Below are 15,925 nucleotides of genomic sequence, written 5' to 3' on the forward strand. Positions count from 1 at the left end.
CTCCTTTGCATTATTCGCCTTCGCGGCTCCCAGAGCCCCGGATCGCCGCGTCCGTGGCCCCCAGCACCAATAACCACCTGGAGATCACCGCCGTCACCAAGAACTTCGGTTCCCAGGCCGTGCTCAAGGGCGTCAATCTCTCGGTGGCCCAGGGTGGGACGACGGCGATCGTCGGCCCCTCCGGTTCGGGCAAGACCACGCTGCTGCGGCTGATTGCCGGCTTTGAGCATCCCGACACCGGCAGCATCTCGCTCAACGGCAGCAAGGTGGCGGGCGATGGCGTCTGGGTCCCGGCGCATAAACGCCATGTCGGCTACGTGGCGCAGGACGGCGCCCTGTTCCCCCACCTGACCGTCGGGCAGAACATCTCCTTCGGCCTCGACGCGGCAAAGCTCCCCGGCAGGCACCGCGGGGTCCAGGCCAGGGTCGGTGAACTGCTGGAAATGGTCGCCCTGGACCCGGCCATGGCCAAGCGGCGCCCGCACGAGCTCTCGGGCGGCCAGCAGCAGCGCGTCGCGCTGGCCCGCGCTTTGGCCCGCGAGCCGGAACTCATGCTGTTGGATGAGCCGTTCTCCGCGCTCGACGCCGGCCTCCGGGTGGCCACCCGGAGGGCGGTCGGCAAAGTGCTGAAGGACGCCGGCGTGACCACGATCCTAGTGACGCATGACCAGGGTGAGGCCCTGTCCTTCGCGGACCAGGTCGCCGTCATGCGGGACGGGAAACTGGCCCAGATCGGCAACCCGTTCATCGTCTACACCCGCCCGGCGGACCGGGCCACCGCGGAGTTCCTGGGCGACGCCGTCATCCTCGATGCCTGGATGGAAGGCTCCCTGGCCACCTGCTCGCTGGGCGGCATCCCGGTGCGCAGGCCTCCCGCCCAGGGCCGGGTCCAGCTGATGCTCCGTCCCGAGCAGATCCGGATCACCGAGGACGGCCCCATCCGCGGCACCGTCGTGGATACCGACTACTTCGGCCCTGAAACCACGGTGCGGCTCCAGCTCCCCGTTCCGCCGGTCCTCGCCGAGGGAGCCGTAGCCGATCACCGCTACCCCGGCGGCGGCGAAGTCATCACCATCCGGCACTGGAATGCCTCCATCGCCCGCCCCGGCACCGAACTCCGCCTGCGCGTCGTGGGCGAGGCCGTGGCCTTCCCGTTGGAGGACCTGCCGCAGGGATGAGTCCCGCACCGGCACGCCACAGCCCCCGTGCTCCATTGAGACCGTCCTGCCCCCGGCATAGGGTGGGCCCATGACTGTTCAGCCGGCCCTTCACCGCCAGCACTGTGCCGTCGCGGCCCCCACCCAGTTGTGGCTCGACGCCGACGGACGCATGGCCAGCGGAGGCGGTTCCGGTGCGGGATGGTTCACAGGCCTCCTCCATGGGGACACCCGGATGCTGTGCCGGGCCGAGGTCCGGGTCAACGGCCTGGAGCCCGAACCGGCCACGGTCGAGGTCGAGCCGGGCGGCGTGCTGCGCGTCCGGGGAATCGTCCGCGGCATCGCAGGCCCCACGGAGGACCCCGCCGTCGAGCTGCTCCAGACCTGGACCGTCACCCCCGGCGTGGTCCGCCATTCCCTGCAGCTGAGCACCTCACTCGAGGCCCTTGACGTGGAAATCCAGGTGCAGCTCGCCGCCGATTTCACCGAAATGTCCGGGATCCGCCTCAGCCGCTTCCGGGATCCGTTCCAGCCGTTCTCGGCCGACGACTCCGCCCTCCGCTGGCGCGACGGCGGCAAATCGCTCACGGTGGCCTCCCCCGGCAGCGTCACCTGGGGAGAACGGCTCCTGTGGCGGGGAACTGCGGGCCGTGGGCGGCCCTTCGAGGCTGAATGGCAGGCCGTGCTGGCAGACAGCGGGGACGCCGTGGTTGCCGCGCGTCCGCCGGCATCGCGGCGGCCCCGCACTGAGCCGACGGGGGCACTGCGCTTGCTCCTGGACAACTCCCTCGATGAGCTTGCCGGCCTCCGCCTGGCCACCCGGGAGTTGCCTGACGCGTCCTTCGTGGCCGCCGGCGCACCCTGGTATTTCACCCTTTTCGGCCGGGACTCGCTGTGGGCCGCACGGTTGCTGATGCCACTCGACGCCGGCCTTGCCGCCGGAACGCTGTGCACCCTGGCCGCCTTCCAAGGCACACGCAATGATCCTGCGTCCGCCGAGGAACCGGGCAAGATCCTGCATGAGCTGAGGTCCGGCGAACTGGTACTGGAGAGCCAGGGCCTGCACCTTCCCCCCGTGTACTTTGGCGCCGTGGATTCCACGCCGCTCTGGCTGTGCCTGCTCGGCGAGCTGGGCCGCGCCGGAACGGACGACGACGCGGTCCGTTCCCTGCTGCCCAACGCGGCGCGGGCGGCGGAATGGCTGTTAAACGCCGCAGGCGTAAACACGGCCGGCGGTGCGAACCCCGGGTTCCTCAGCTACCAGGACGCCACCGGGCATGGCCTGAGCAACCAGGGCTGGAAGGATTCCGCGGACGCCATGCAGTTCCGCGACGGGCGCCCGGCCGACGGCCCGATCGCCCTTTCCGAGGTCCAGGGCTACGCCTACCAGGCCGCGCTGGAAACTGCCGGGCTGTTCGATGCCTACGGGGAACCCGGCGGCCAGGCATTGCGGGACTTCGCCGCTGCCCTGCGGCACAATTTCCGGGAGCGGTTCTGGGTGGAGGACGACGGCGGGCCGTTCCCTGCCATGGCCCTGGACGGGCACGGCGCAGCCCTGGACATCCCGGCCTCCAACATGGGGCACTTGCTGGGCACCGGGATCCTGGACGCTGCCGAAGCCCGGCTCGTAGCGGACCGGCTGCTCAGCCCGGAGCTGTTTTCCGGCTACGGTGTGCACACCATCTCGCGCCGGGCCGCGGGCTTCTGGCCCTTCAGCTACCACTGCGGCTCGGTCTGGAGCCACGACACCGCCATTGCGGTCCGCGGGCTGCTCGCGGAGGGTTTCAGCACCGAAGCGCGGATCCTCGCCGAGGGCCTGCTGGACGCGTCAGGCTCCTTCGGACACCGGCTGCCGGAGCTCTTCGCCGGAGTGGGCTCCGAGGAATCCGGCCGTGCGGTGCCGTACCCGGCGTCGTGCCACCCGCAGGCCTGGTCCTCAGCCTCGGCCGTGGTGATCGCCCAGGCACTGGGCACCAGGTTTTAGGGCGCTTCCGCGGGACCCGCTCCGACGCGCGGGGCGCCCGCGTTGCCCGCGGACCGCGCCGTGCGGAGTCCGTCCACCAGAATCACGGTCCCGGTAACAGCCACGGCCAGCCCCAGTGACGCAAGCACATCGGTCAGCCACTGGTAGCCCAGGTACAGCCGGGCCAGGGCGACCACGGCGGTTCCGGCCGCTGCCCCCGCGAAGGCTAGCACCGCCGTCGTCGGCTTCGCGCGGCCCGCCACGAACAGGTAGGCAAGGACGAGGAGGAAGACCCCGGCGCCGAAAGTATGCCCCGAGGGGAATGAAAGGCTATCGGCCGGGCCCAGCATAAAATCGCCCGCCGAGGGGCGGGCTCGGTCCACCCCGTGCCCGATCAGGGTGGAGAGCCCGAAGGATGCCGCCATCGCCCCCATCAGCAGGCCGGGCCGCCAGATTTCGCGATTCCATGCCGCCCATGCAAGGGCGATCGCCAACCCGATCAGCGCCATCCACAGCGGGGACGTCACGGTGGCCACTGCCGTCAGTACGCCGGTGGCCAGCGGGTTGCGGGACCCCACCAGTCCGTCATGCACCGGGCTGTCAAGGGCGGCCGGTCCGCTGTCCGACTGGACCGCGGCCAGGATGAACCAGAAGAACGCATCGCCAGCCACCAGCAGGCCTGCTGCCCCGAAGAAGAGGCTGCGCTGGGAACCGGTGCGGGCGCGCCGTGCCGGAGCGGACGGAGCGCGGGGCACACGGCGGACAGCAGGCATCAGCCGATTCTGCCAGCTGTGGCTGCCGGTAGCCCGGGCGTCCGCTGGCAGATTGCTGGGATCGGGCTGGGGGCCTATGGGGCCTGGGGCCGCTTGGCTTGCGGGTACGGGGTTTCATACCGGGCCAGCATTTCCACGAAGCCGGCAATCTTCCGCTCCCGCGTCGAGGCTTGTTTGACCGCGTTGGTGCGGTAGATCAGGGCATAGCGGTTCACCGAGCTTAAGACCTCGAACATGGCCTGCGCCCGGGGTTCGGCCGCGATGGCCGCGGCGAGGTCCGCGGGGACTTCCGCCGTCGCCGCCCCGGAATACGCCGCTTCCCAGCGCCCGTCCGCCTTGGCGCCCTCGACGGCGGCACGGCCTGCCGCAGTCATTTTCCCGGCGGCTTCGAGCCGCCCGACCCGCTCCACATTCCGCGCCGACCACGCGCTCCTGGGCCCGCGGCGGGTCATCCGCTGGAACGAGGTCGCCTCGTCCCGGCGCCTGCCCTGGCCGTCAATCCAGCCGAAGCAGAGCGCCTCCAGCAGGGCGGCCTCGTAGTCCAGCTCCGTGACCGAGCCGCCCTTTTTGTGCAGCACCAGCCACACGCCCGGACTCTCCGCGTGGTGCGCCTGCAGCCATGCGCGCCACGCGGCGGCGTCCTTCACCAGCAGTTCCTCAAGCTCAGCAGCCATGCCTTCATTTTGTACCAGGCGGAGCAGAAGCGCCGCTTTGGTGGCACCATATCCCTAAGAGCCGGAACCCGTCCCACCCGAGGAGCAACGATGCTGCGTGTCAGGCCCGTCCACTTCACATCCCGCCTGGACCAGTGGGAGCGGCTCCTCCTCGATCTCGGTCTGGTCAAGACCTCCGACGAGGCCACCTGGCGCGAGTTCGACGCCGGTTCGGGCCGCCTGGCGCTCCATTTCACCGAGGAGGGTTCCGCGGCAGACGGCACCACGAGCCTCGGGGTGGAAGTCGGCGATCCGGAAGAGTTCGCCCGGCGGACCAACGAGGCCGGGGCAGTCGGCGGGGGTACCACCGCGGAGGTCATCGAGGCGGACCACGGCTCCTCGTGCCGCATTACCGCCACGGACGGCTTCAGCTTCCTGGCCGATCCTGCGGTGCGCGCGGCCGACGGCACCTGGGCCGGGTCCGCGGAGGCGGATCCGGCCATCGCCGTCGTCGGGGTGTGGTTCTCCGAGGATGCCGCGGGGGCAGCCGGAACGCTGCGCAGCATTGGCGCCCGGCCGCGCCCCGTCCCGGACAACGACGAAACTGCTGACTTCACGGCGAAGAACGGCGGGGTCCTGATGGTCCGTGCGGCTGCCGGCCCCGGGCGGGCCGGCCTGGGCTTCGAATACGACGGCGATCTGGATGGCTTGCGGAACCGGCTTGCCGAGGCGGGGCATGACGTGGCCCTGACCGAGGAGGCCTTCAGCCGTTCGCTGCATGTGGCCAACCCCGATGCGGAAGGCGCTGCCGCCCACCATCCGACCCTCTGGATTGCCTCGGCACGGGGGCCTGCCTGAGTGTGACAACGCCGGACCCATCGCGATGGGGTAGAACTTAACCATGAACGTTCGCACTCCTGACCCGAATCCCGGCTGGCTCTCCGAAGACGATTTGTTTGAGGCGCGCGGCAGGCTGCCCATGGTCTACGTCGAGGCCGTCCCGGTCCGGCTGGATCCGCTAGGGTTCGTGAACGAGGTCGGCACCCTGCTGCAGGCCGACCAGGACGGCACCATGATCCGTTCCCTGGTCTCGGGCCGGGTCTTGTACCGAGAGACCATCCGTGCCGCCCTGCTCCGCCACATGGAGAAGGACCTCGGCCCGCTGGCGTTTCCGCAGCTGCCGATCAGCCCCGTCCCGTTCACCGTGGCTGAATACTTCCCGTCCCCCTCGCAGACGGGCTTCACCGATGACCGGCAGCATGCCGTCGCCTTGGCCTACATCATCCCGGTCACGGGCGACTGTTCCCCGCGGCAGGACGCCCTCGAGCTGACCTGGATGACGCCGCAGGAAGTCATGGGCTCGGACGTGCAGCTCGAGTTCAGCGGGGGCCGCGGCGCCCTCATCCGCCAGGCGCTGGCCTTCGCCGGCGTGGGCAACTAGGAGGGTGCTGAACAATTTGCGTCGGTAATCTCGAAGGTTTAAGGCGTGCCTGCTGGACTTGCCGGCCCGGTGGTTAAGACTGGTCTTATGCAAGGACGTGAGCGGGAACAGCGGACGCTGTTGGACGTGGAGGCGCTGGCCGGGGAGCTGTTGGCCCCGGGCAGCGTTTTCGCGTTCCTGGCCGAACACCGGGGACGGTTGTTCCCTGATTCGATGATGGAGGACCTGTTCGGGTCGAAGCGGGGCAGGCCCTCGGTGCCGGCGCCGGTGATCGGCTCGGTGCTGGTGCTGCAGGCCCTGCAGGGGCTTTCGGACCGGGAGACCGCCGAGGCGTTGACGTATGACCTGCGGTGGAAGGCGGCCTGCGGGTACGCGCTGACGGATACCGCGTTCCACCCGACCACGCTCGTGTACTGGCGCAAGCGCCTGGCGGCAAGCGCGAACCCGCACCGGATCATGGACGCGGTCACCGAAGTCGTCACCGCCACCGGGATCCTCAAGGGCCGCAACCGCAGGGCACTTGACTCGACGGTCCTGGATGACGCGGTCGCACGGCAGGACACCGTCACGCAGCTGATCGCCGCCGTGCGCCGCTTCGGCCGCGATGTGCCCGGCGGCAAGGACCTGATCGCGGCCCACGCCACCGGGTACGACTACACCCGTGCCGGGAAACCGGACATCGCCTGGGACGACGCGCAGGCCAGGGACGAGCTGATCTCCGCCCTGGTCAACGACGCGCTGGCGCTGCTGGCGGCGGTGGACCCGCAGCAGTTCGACAAAAACCCCGGCGATCCTTCCGATGCAGGCGATCCGAAGGCCGCCGAAGCGTATGCGCTGCTGGCGCTGGTTGCCGGGCAGGACGTGGAACCGGCCGAGGACTCGGACGGCACGGACGGGCGGTGGAAGATCGCCCGGAAAACCGCCCCGGACCGGATGATCTCCATCGTGGACCCCGACGCGCGGCACGCCCACAAGACCCGCAAGGCGATGCGGGACGGATACAAGGCACACATCGTCAACGAGCCCGGGACCGGGATCGTGACTGCCGCCGCGGTAACGAAGGCCGCCGGCCCCGGTTCCTCGGATGCCGAGGCCGGGGCCGGGCTGCTGTCAGCGGACCCGACGGTGGAGGAAAACCAGCAGGTGGACGCCCTCGGTGATTCGGCCTACGGCACCGGGGACATGCTCAAGGCCCTCGCCGCGGCCGGACACCGGGCCCTGGTCAAACCCAAACCGCTGGCCGCCGCCATCGCCGGCGGATTCACGATCGATGACTTCGCCTACGACAAGGCCGCCGGGACGCTGACCTGCCCGAACGGGCTCAGCCGCAGGATCACGGCCAAGGGCCGCGTCACCTTCGGCGCCGCCTGCCGCGGGTGCCCGCTGAAAGACAGGTGCACGACCGCGGCAGGCGGCCGCAAGATCGAACTGCATCCCGACCACGAACTGATGCGCGCCCACCGCGCCGCAGCCCGGAACGAGGACTTCCAGTCCGACTACAAACAGCACCGGCCCATGGTCGAACGCTCCATCGCGTGGCTCACCGCCGGGAACAACCGGCGCCTGCGCTACCTCGGCGTGGCGAAAAACGATGCCTGGTTCCGGCTCCGGGCCGGCGCGGTGAACCTCAAACGCCTCCTCAGCCTCGGGCTGACCGTCCGGGAGGGCGCCTGGGCCATCGCATAGCCCCGGGGCGCCAGCCGCGCCCTCCGGGCACCGCCGGCGAAGGCACCCACGCCCCCGCCGCCGATACTCCAAACGGGCCGGCGACCGGAAAACGCCCGTCCCGCCCGAACCCCCGAAACGACGAAGGGGCCGCCCCGGACGCCCAGACACCGAACCGGCCCCTCAAACAGCCATTAGTTCAGCGCGCTCCTAGGAGCCTCCGGGCGGCCCGGGCGGGGCCCCGGAACGCTCGAAGCAACGCGTGCGTCCCAGCTTCACGCCGCCGCCTTTGTAGACTGTTGGGTGGACCGCAAGAGACTTTAAGGACTCCCGATGACCCACCCCCCAGCCTTCCGGAACTACAAAGAACAGCAGGCTGGATCTCTGCAGGCCGGCGACCAGCTGCTCCTGCCCGGCGGAGACCGCTCCGCCGAAATCCAGCGCGTGGACGTTGAAACGGACGATTTCGGTACGTCCGCCATCGTCCTGGCGACCCTCACCGGGGGCGGTATGCTGCGGATCGCGGCCGGTTCGACGGTCCTGCTCACGGTGGACGAGCCGGACACGGAACCGCCGGCCGCCGCTGTAGCCGGGCCGCCCGCGGACAGCGGTTCCGGACACAGCGGTTCCGGGCACAGCGGTGAGGAGCCGGCCGACGGCGCCACCGCACCCCCCGCCGTCGTTGTTCCGCCGCTTCCCGCCGGCCCGCCCGCCCTGGGCAGTCCGGGCGAAGATGACCTTGCCCTGATCCCGGCCCCCGAGGGAACCCCCGAATCCGTGATCGAGGCAGTGGCCGAGGCGCATCCCGGCTCACCCGGGGTGCAGCTGCTCGGCGAGCGGCTGGCCAAGGGTATCAACACCAAGTCCGGCAGCTGCCTCAAGGACCTCAGCGATCTGGCCCACGAGCTGTTCATCATCCTCAAGGACCCCGAGCACGCCCTCGCCGTCGCGGATCTGCTCAATGTCCTGCCCTTCGACGGCAACCCGGGCCGCTGGACCTCGGTTGAGTCATCGCTGGCCTTGTCCAGCTACATCTGCCGGCAGCTGGGGCAGGAGGAGCGGGCCGCGGCCTATGAGAGGTTCCTCCGGGCGCCCGACACGATGGAAACGGACCCGTTCAAGGCCCGGATCAACGCGAAGGTGCGCCAGCGCCTCCTCAACGAGCCGAACCTGTATGACAAGGAAGTCTTCCGCTCCATCGACAACTCGAACCCGGATGCGGAGCGTGAGTGGCGGCGGCTGCGGCTCGAATCACTGCTCTTCCTGCGCGCCCACGGCGGTTCGGAAACCATCGGCACCCAGGAACTGGAGCGCCGGATCGTCAATGAACTGGAGTCGGTCCGCGCCTGAGGCTCCCTGTGTTCGGCCAGCGCGGTGCCAAGCGACAGCCGGAGGGCCCTACCCCCTCACGGCCGGTCGTTGTAGATTCACCCCATGACGAACAATCTGAGCGTTGTGATCAATTCCGATGCGCAGCAGGTTTGGACGATGCTGCGCGAACCCGCCAAAGTGGCCCAGTGGCACGGCTGGGAGGCCGATGACCTGGCCGCCGAAATCAACGAGATCTACTTCAGCCCCAATGTCGTCGAAGGCGCCGACCACACGTCCCTGGTGGTCAACGGCGGAGACATCTTCACGCTGAAGCCGGTCCCCACCGGCACGGAAGTCAGCGTCACGAGGGCCGCGGTCGACCACAATTCCGAGTGGGCCGCCTGGGACGAGGACATTACCCAGGGCTGGCTGACGTTCCTGCAGCAGCTGCGCTTCGCCCTTGAGCACCACCCGCACGGGAAGCGGAAGACATTCTTCTTCTCCGTGCCCGGGAGCGACGGCTCGGCCATCGAGAAGCTTGGGCTCGGCGACGTCCCGGCGCCCGGAGAACCGTACTCGCTCACCCTGGCCACCGGCGAGGACGTCTCGGGCAAGGTGTGGTTCCGGAGCAACCACCAGGTGGGCCTGACGGTCCACAGCTACGCCGAGCACGGGGAAGGCCTGGTGATCGTGGCGGACCAGCCCGCCATCCCGGATATCCGGCCCGACGGCGGTTCGCTCGTGATCGTCTCCAGCTACGATCTGGGGGCCCACCGGCTCGAGGCGATCCGCGGCTACTGGGACAAGTGGCGGGCTGAGAACTACCCCACATCCGATCCGCTGCACTAAGGCTTGCGGGGTGATAGCTGGCACACTTGAACGGTGCCAGCCAACCCTAAACCGATGCTCCCACCCGCCCGGCAGTCCGAATTCTCCTTCCGCGTGGGCAAACGCCTGAGTGAAACGTGCCCGCCGTCGGCCGCGCAGCTCACCGCCAACGGCGGGGAGTTCCTGGGCCGCACCGGCACCATCACCACCCCGCACGGCGAAATCCGGACGCCGGCGTTCATCGCCGTCGGCACCAAGGCCACGGTCAAATCCGTGTTGCCGGAGTCCATCGCCGAGCTGGGGGCGCAGGCCGTGCTGGCCAACGCCTACCACCTTTACCTCCAGCCCGGTGCGGATGTCCTGGACGAGGCCGGCGGGCTCGGCGCATTCATGAACTGGCCCGGCCCCACCTTCACCGACTCCGGCGGGTTCCAGGTGATGAGCCTGGGCTCCGGGTTCAAGAAGGTCATCGAGATGAAATTGGTGGATACCTCGGGCCCGGATGACGCCGTCGCTCCCGGCAAGGAGCGGCTGGCCCACGTGGACGAGGAAGGCGTGTGGTTCAAGAGCCACCTCAACGGGGACCGGCACCGTTTCAGCCCCGAGATCTCCATGAATGTCCAGCACCAGATCGGCGCGGACATCATGTTCGCCTTCGATGAGCTGACCACGCTGCAGAACTCCCGCGGCTACCAGGAGGAGTCCCTGGAGCGGACCCGGCGTTGGGCCGAGCGGTGCCTCACCGAGCACTTCCGGTTGACGTCGGAGCGTCCGGGCAAGCCGTACCAGGCGCTGTTCGGCGTCATCCAGGGCGCCCAGTACGAGGACCTGCGGCGCAAGGCCTGCCGGGACCTCGGTGCCATGGACTTCGACGGCTTCGGGATCGGCGGGGCACTGGAGAAGGAGAATCTGGGCACGATCGTGCGCTGGTGCAATGAGGAGTTGCCGGAGAACAAGCCCCGGCACCTGCTCGGCATTTCCGAACCGGACGACATCTTCACGGCCATCGAAAACGGCGCGGACACCTTCGACTGCGTGTCCCCCACCCGTGTGGCCCGCAACTCGGCCTTCTATACGCCCACCGGCCGGTACAACCTCTCCGGTGCCAAGTACAAGCGCGACTTCGGCCCGCTGCAGGAAGGCTGTGACTGCTACGCCTGCCTGAACTACTCCCGGGCCTACATCCACCACCTGTTCAAGGCCAAGGAAATTGTTTCGGCCACCCTGATCTCGATCCACAACGAGCGCTTCGTGGTGAAGATGGTCGACGACGCCCGCCTGGCCATCGAGGCCGGGAACTTCTTCGAGTTCAAAGCCGAAACGCTGGGGCGGTACTACCCGTAGTCCGCGCCGCCGTCGAACTCGCCGGAATGCGCCGGCCGCCTACGCCCCGTAGCTCGGTTCGCGCTTCTTGATCCAGCGGATCACCAGCGAGGTCAGCGGCACGAAGAGGAACTCCACGAGGGTCTTGTAGACGAAGCCGACCAGGACGTAGTTCACGAACATGCCGGCGTCGCTGATCCCGATCACGGACGCGGCGATGCTGCAGAAGATCAGCGTGTCCACGAACTCGCCCGCGCCGGAAGACCCCATCAGCCGGGCCCACAGGGACTTCTCCCCCGTGCGAGCCTTCATCTTCACAAGGATCCAGGAGTTGATGGTCTGGCCGGCCAGGAAGGCCAGCAGCGAGGCCAGCACGATCTGCGGGACGGGGCCCAGCGCACCTTCCAGGGCGGCCTGCTTGGAGGCACCGAACTCGTCGTCGAAGCCGGGCAGCGCGATGATGATCCAGTAGCACAGCGACGCGAAGACGGACAGGGCAAAGGTGGTGAAGATGGCTTTGCGCGCCACCTTGAAGCCGTAGACCTCGCTGATGACGTCGCCCAGGATGTAGGCCAGCGGGAACAGGAAGAAGCCGCCGTCGGTGATGATCGGGCCGATCGCCACGCCCTTGGCCGCCCCGATGTTGGACAGGATCAGAACCACGGCCATAAAGGCCAGCAGGATGCCGAAATACGGGGAACCGATCGAGGCGAACTTGGGGGGCGCTGCAGCCGGGAGGGTCTTGGCAGAAGTCATGGGTGTTCCATTCGTAGTGGTTCGCTCGGCTGCCCGGATCCTCGATGGGAACGCGGCCGGCGGCCGGCTGTATTAGCACTGGACGGCCCCGGCAGAACAACCACCCGGACCGCCCTCCATTCTCGCATCCTCCGCTGGCACGGGGTGCCGCTGGAGCCGCCATACTGTTCATCCCGCACTGTGAACGTTCCGGGCGCGGTGGCAGGATGGGGCCATGAAGGAGACCTATGCCTGACACCGCGGTTTCCACCCGCGCCCTCGTCAAGCGGTACCGCGGCGTCGCCGCCGTCGACTCGCTCGACCTCGACATCCGGCGGGGCGAGATTTACGGGTTCCTCGGCAGGAACGGGGCGGGCAAGACGACGACCATCCGCATGCTGCTCGGCCTCATCCGTCCCAGCGGCGGGGAGATCACCGTTCTCGGCCGGCGCATTGTGCCTGGCGAGACCGGTGTGTTCTCGCGCATCGGTTTCCTGGTCGAGACCGCGACCGCCTATCCCAACCTCACCGTGCGCGAGAACCTCGACATCCAGCGCCGCCTCACCGGCTCGTCGCCGCGATCGGTCGCCGGCTCGATCGGGCTGCTCCGCCTCGGTCCTTACGCGGACCGGCGCGCCGGGCAGCTCTCGCTCGGCAACAAGCAGCGCCTCGCGCTCGCCCGCGCACTGCTGCACTCCCCCGAACTGCTGGTGCTCGACGAGCCCGCCAACGGGCTCGATCCGGCCGGTATTGTCGAGATCCGCGAACTGCTCCGTTCGCTCGCCGACGAGCACGGTGTCACCGTTTTTATGTCGAGCCACAACCTCGCCGAGGTCGCCCACCTGGCGGACCGTATCGGCATCGTTCACGACGGCCGCCTCATCGAGGAGTCATCGCGTGACGAACTTGCCGCGAAGGCCCGCGCCTTTGCAGCGGACGCCTACACACCGGAAGAGCGGGAGCAGGCGCTGCTCTCGCTGGATCTGGAGCGCTACTTCCTGGCGCGCACGGGCGATGGCCCGAAGAGTGGCGATGCTTGATGTTCGGGCAGGTTCTCGCCACCGAGTTTATGAAGCTCCGCCGTTCCAGGACGACGTGGGCCACCCTGGCGGTGTTCGCGCTGATGCCGCCCGGCATCGCACTTTTCATCTGGATCGTGCGTGAACCGGGGCGGGCGGCCCAGCTGGGGCTTCTGGGCACCAAAGCGAGCCTCGCGGGGATCGAGGCGACGTGGCCCGCGTATTTCTACATGCTCACATTGATCTTTGGCATCGGCGGGATGCTGCTGCTGGCGTTCATTGTCGCCTACCTGTTTGGCCGTGAGTACCGTGACGCCACCGCCAAGAACATGCTCGCGCTGCCGGTGGGCCGTCACTGGTTCGTCGTCGCCAAGCTGCTGGTCGCGGCGGTCTGGTGGATGGCGCTCGTCGCTCTCGTCCTGGTCGAAGCGCTGGCGATCGGACTCGCGATGGGGCTGCCGGGGTTCTCGGCGGAGCTGGCCGCGACCGGAATCGCAAAGCTGCTGCTCGCTCCGGCGATCGCGTTCCTGCTCGCGCCCATGGTCGCCTGGATCGCCGTGTGGAGCCGGGGCGAGGTGGCCCCCATCGCCTTCTCGCTGGTGATGCTGGCCCTGGGCAACCTGTTCGGCAGGACCGGCTGGGCGGAGTGGTTCCCCTATTCGATCGTCCCGCTGCTGATCGGAGTGGTGGCCGACCCCGCCGAATCGCTGCCGGGGGGCAGCAACGCGGTACTCGCGGGGACGTTCATGGCGGGCGTCGCCGGCACGATCCTGCAACTGCGCTTCGCGGACAACGCCCAGTAGCCGGGGCCGGCCACCCGCCGTCGTCCGCAGTGCCGGGCACCGGGTAGGTGATCAGCTACGGCATTCCGGCGAATTCGCTGCCGGCTCAGCGCCGCGGGATGTTGCGCAGGTTGCTCCGTGCCATGCTGACTGCCTCGCCGGCGCCCCGGTTGAGGACCACCTTGGACATGGCCGTGGCGAAGCCCAGGATCTGCGCGCCCTTAATCTTCGGCGGAATCGAGAGCGCCTTGGGATCCGTGATCAGTTCCACGAGCGACGGGCCCGGGTGAGCAAAGGCTTCCCGGTACGCAGCCTCGATTTTGGACGGGTCGGTGACGCGGATGGCATGGAACCCCAGGGCCCGGGCCACCGCGGCATAGTTGGCGTCGGGCACGTCCACGCCGAAGTCAGGGAGCCCGTCCACCAGCATTTCCAGTTTGACCATGCCCAGGGTGGAGTTGTTGAACACCACCACGTTCACCGGCAGCCGGTGTGCGGCGACGGTGATGAGCTCACCCAGGAGCATCGAGAGGCCACCGTCGCCCGACACCGAGACGACCTGGCGCCCGGGGTAGGCCAACTGGGCGCCGATGGCATGCGGAAGCGCATTCGCCATCGAGCCGTGCAGGTAGGAGCCGATCAGCCGGCGGGTGCCCAGCGGGTTGATGTACCGCGCGGTCCAGACATTGCACATGCCGGTATCGGCGGTGAAGATCGCGTCCTCCGCCGCCACCTGGTCAAGCAGCGAGGCGGCGTACTCGGGGTGGATCGGCTCTTTCGTTTCCACCTTGCGCGTGTAGGCTCCGACGGCTTTGTTCATGAGCCGGTCGTGCTTCTTCAGCATGGCGTCGAGGAAGCGGCGGCTCTTTTTCGCCTGGAGAAGCGGCTTCAGCGCGGCGAGTGTGGGGAGGACATCGCCATGCACGGCGACATCGACGTCGGTCCGCCGGCCCAGCTTCTGGGCGGCCCGGTCCACCTGTGCCGTGCGTGTCCCGGGGAGGAACTGGTCGTAGGGGAAGTCGGTGCCCAGCAGGATCAGCAGGTCCGCGTCCTCGATCCCCTCGGCGGCGGCGCCGTACCCCAGCAGCCCCGTCATGCCGATGTCATACGGGTTGTCATACTGCATGACGTCCTTGCCGCGGAGCGAGTGGCCGATCGGTGCCTTGATCAGTTCGGCCAAGGCAATGACCTCATCATGCGCGCCCTGCACGCCGGCCCCGGCAAAGATTGCCACCTTTTCGGCGGCGTTGATGGCGTCGGCCAGTTCCTGCACGCTGGCGGGATCCGGCGACAGCGTCGCCGGCCGGAACGCGGCAGGAGCCGGGGTGGCGGCCGTTGCTTCCAGCCCGGCGATGTCACCGGGAAGGGTGACGACGGCGACTCCCCGGAGCGCGATGGCGTGCTGGATGGCGCTGTGCATCACCCTCGGCGCCTGCTCGGCGGTGCTGATCAGTTCGGAATACACCGAGCATTCGGTGAAGAGCCGGTCCGGGTGCGTTTCCTGGAAGTAGCTGCTGCCGATCTGTTTGCTGGGAATGTGCGAGGCAATGGCCAGGACCGGTGCTCCGGAGCGGTTGGCATCGTAGAGCCCGTTGATCAGGTGCAGGTTTCCGGGCCCGCACGAGCCGGCGCACACCGCGAGCCGGCCGGTCAGCTGGGCTTCCGCCGCGGCGGCGAAAGCCGCGGCCTCTTCGTGCCGGACGTGGATCCAGTCGATTCCGCCGTTGCCGGCGCCGCCGGTCTTCCGGACGGCGTCGACAATCGGGTTCAGGCTGTCGCCGACTATGCCGTAGATACGCTGCACGCCGGCAGCCTGGAGTTGTTCGACGAGCTGGGTTGCAAGTTCCTTGGCCATGGGTGGACGCTCCCGCAATCGGATCTGTTGGCTGATACGGCCAATATAGTCCGGGCGGGTGGAACGCTGCCCTGAAACACTCCCGCAGCTGATCTGAGGGAGCGTCCGGTGGCAGCCGGCAGAACCTGAGGGAGCGTCCTGCGGCAACTGGACCTACATATCAGCCGCTCAGGGCCGGCTTCGCTCGTCCCGCCGTGGAACGGGAAAATTCCTCGGTCGTCCTGTTGTGCGTGCCGGCCCGTCTTGTTCCGGATGCGAAGCGGGCTGATACTGCTGCTGTGTTCCGGATACGACCCTGGTCTCCCTGTGGTGCCGTGAGCCTGTATGTCAGCCTGGTGGTGGAGAGCCTGTTTCCGCGGGGACCGTGGAATGTTGCCCATGAGCACGAGCGTCAGATTACTGTTTTTTGCTCTCCTTTCC

At 68.4% G+C, this 15,925-nt stretch carries 14 protein-coding genes; 10 read left to right on the forward strand and 4 right to left on the reverse strand.

Features of this window, described 5'->3' with window-relative positions:
- Positions 1-41 precede the first annotated feature (41 nt).
- Both E5206_RS00645 and E5206_RS00650 read left to right on the forward strand, forming a co-directional pair.
- Entirely contained in the window at positions 42-1,178 is a 1,137-nt protein-coding gene (locus E5206_RS00645) for an ABC transporter ATP-binding protein (RefSeq protein WP_205760036.1), read from the forward strand.
- A gap of 70 nt (positions 1,179-1,248) precedes the next feature.
- Positions 1,249-3,141: a glycogen debranching N-terminal domain-containing protein gene (locus E5206_RS00650; RefSeq protein ID WP_136320794.1), complete on the forward strand. Its 1,893-nt coding sequence runs from the start codon at positions 1,249-1,251 to the stop codon at positions 3,139-3,141.
- Here the strand turns inward: E5206_RS00650 and E5206_RS00655 are convergent.
- Together E5206_RS00655 and E5206_RS00660 are read right to left on the reverse strand one after the other, a co-directional pair.
- Entirely contained in the window at positions 3,138-3,893 is a 756-nt protein-coding gene (locus tag E5206_RS00655) for a phosphatase PAP2 family protein (protein ID WP_136320795.1), read from the reverse strand. The two genes, E5206_RS00650 and E5206_RS00655, sit on opposite strands and share 4 nt — an antisense overlap.
- A 74-nt stretch (positions 3,894-3,967) precedes the next feature.
- Positions 3,968-4,567, reverse strand: coding sequence for a YdeI/OmpD-associated family protein (locus E5206_RS00660; RefSeq protein WP_136320796.1), 600 nt, complete (start codon positions 4,565-4,567; stop codon positions 3,968-3,970).
- A gap of 90 nt (positions 4,568-4,657) precedes the next feature.
- Between E5206_RS00660 and E5206_RS00665 the strand changes: the two genes are divergently transcribed.
- From E5206_RS00665 to tgt, 6 genes are all read left to right on the forward strand, one after another.
- Complete coding sequence (locus E5206_RS00665) at positions 4,658-5,404, forward strand: VOC family protein (protein WP_136320797.1); 747 nt, start codon at positions 4,658-4,660, stop codon at positions 5,402-5,404.
- Positions 5,405-5,447: 43 nt separating this feature from the next.
- Positions 5,448-5,987, forward strand: a complete 540-nt coding sequence (locus E5206_RS00670) for an NUDIX hydrolase family protein (protein WP_136320798.1) — start codon at positions 5,448-5,450, stop codon at positions 5,985-5,987.
- Positions 5,988-6,074: 87 nt separating this feature from the next.
- Positions 6,075-7,673, forward strand: a complete 1,599-nt coding sequence (locus E5206_RS00675; RefSeq protein WP_136320799.1) for an IS1182 family transposase — start codon at positions 6,075-6,077, stop codon at positions 7,671-7,673.
- Between the two features lie 312 nt (positions 7,674-7,985).
- Complete coding sequence (locus E5206_RS00680) at positions 7,986-9,002, forward strand: DUF6707 family protein (protein ID WP_136320800.1); 1,017 nt, start codon at positions 7,986-7,988, stop codon at positions 9,000-9,002.
- Positions 9,003-9,086: 84 nt separating this feature from the next.
- Positions 9,087-9,812, forward strand: coding sequence for an SRPBCC domain-containing protein (locus E5206_RS00685; RefSeq protein WP_136320801.1), 726 nt, complete (start codon positions 9,087-9,089; stop codon positions 9,810-9,812).
- 54 nt (positions 9,813-9,866) lie between these two features.
- Entirely contained in the window at positions 9,867-11,135 is a 1,269-nt protein-coding gene (tgt, locus tag E5206_RS00690; RefSeq protein WP_136320802.1) for a tRNA guanosine(34) transglycosylase Tgt, read from the forward strand.
- Between the two features lie 39 nt (positions 11,136-11,174).
- On the opposite strand, the gene E5206_RS00695 is transcribed toward tgt, so the two are convergent.
- A complete protein-coding gene (locus tag E5206_RS00695; RefSeq protein ID WP_136320803.1) occupies positions 11,175-11,870 on the reverse strand; it encodes a queuosine precursor transporter in 696 nt (231 codons plus the stop codon).
- Between the two features lie 227 nt (positions 11,871-12,097).
- Between E5206_RS00695 and E5206_RS00700 the strand changes: the two genes are divergently transcribed.
- Positions 12,098-12,889, forward strand: a complete 792-nt coding sequence (locus E5206_RS00700) for an ABC transporter ATP-binding protein (protein ID WP_136320804.1) — start codon at positions 12,098-12,100, stop codon at positions 12,887-12,889.
- Entirely contained in the window at positions 12,889-13,671 is a 783-nt protein-coding gene (locus E5206_RS00705; RefSeq protein WP_240690089.1) for an ABC transporter permease, read from the forward strand. The genes E5206_RS00700 and E5206_RS00705 overlap by 1 nt, the downstream gene beginning before the upstream one ends.
- An 85-nt stretch (positions 13,672-13,756) precedes the next feature.
- On the opposite strand, the gene E5206_RS00710 is transcribed toward E5206_RS00705, so the two are convergent.
- Entirely contained in the window at positions 13,757-15,505 is a 1,749-nt protein-coding gene (locus E5206_RS00710; protein ID WP_136320806.1) for a pyruvate dehydrogenase, read from the reverse strand.
- Positions 15,506-15,925: the final 420 nt, after the last annotated feature.

Source organism: Arthrobacter sp. PAMC25564 (assembly GCF_004798705.1).
In the GTDB taxonomy this organism is placed as follows: Bacteria; Actinomycetota; Actinomycetes; order Actinomycetales; family Micrococcaceae; genus Arthrobacter.

What these genes read in the sequence shown, in the direction of transcription:
- E5206_RS00650 (WP_136320794.1), top strand. Translation starts at nt 1,249, where the DNA reads ATGACTGTTCAGCCGGCCCTTCACCGCCAGCACTGTGCCGTCGCGGCC.
- E5206_RS00655 (WP_136320795.1), bottom strand. Translation starts at nt 3,893, where the DNA reads ATGCCTGCTGTCCGCCGTGTGCCCCGCGCTCCGTCCGCTCCGGCACGG.
- E5206_RS00660 (WP_136320796.1), bottom strand. Translation starts at nt 4,567, where the DNA reads ATGGCTGCTGAGCTTGAGGAACTGCTGGTGAAGGACGCCGCCGCGTGG.
- E5206_RS00665 (WP_136320797.1), top strand. Translation starts at nt 4,658, where the DNA reads ATGCTGCGTGTCAGGCCCGTCCACTTCACATCCCGCCTGGACCAGTGG.
- E5206_RS00670 (WP_136320798.1), top strand. Translation starts at nt 5,448, where the DNA reads ATGAACGTTCGCACTCCTGACCCGAATCCCGGCTGGCTCTCCGAAGAC.
- E5206_RS00675 (WP_136320799.1), top strand. Translation starts at nt 6,075, where the DNA reads ATGCAAGGACGTGAGCGGGAACAGCGGACGCTGTTGGACGTGGAGGCG.
- E5206_RS00680 (WP_136320800.1), top strand. Translation starts at nt 7,986, where the DNA reads ATGACCCACCCCCCAGCCTTCCGGAACTACAAAGAACAGCAGGCTGGA.
- E5206_RS00685 (WP_136320801.1), top strand. Translation starts at nt 9,087, where the DNA reads ATGACGAACAATCTGAGCGTTGTGATCAATTCCGATGCGCAGCAGGTT.
- tgt (WP_136320802.1), top strand. Translation starts at nt 9,867, where the DNA reads ATGCTCCCACCCGCCCGGCAGTCCGAATTCTCCTTCCGCGTGGGCAAA.
- E5206_RS00695 (WP_136320803.1), bottom strand. Translation starts at nt 11,870, where the DNA reads ATGACTTCTGCCAAGACCCTCCCGGCTGCAGCGCCCCCCAAGTTCGCC.
- E5206_RS00700 (WP_136320804.1), top strand. Translation starts at nt 12,098, where the DNA reads ATGCCTGACACCGCGGTTTCCACCCGCGCCCTCGTCAAGCGGTACCGC.
- E5206_RS00705 (WP_240690089.1), top strand. Translation starts at nt 12,889, where the DNA reads ATGTTCGGGCAGGTTCTCGCCACCGAGTTTATGAAGCTCCGCCGTTCC.
- E5206_RS00710 (WP_136320806.1), bottom strand. Translation starts at nt 15,505, where the DNA reads ATGGCCAAGGAACTTGCAACCCAGCTCGTCGAACAACTCCAGGCTGCC.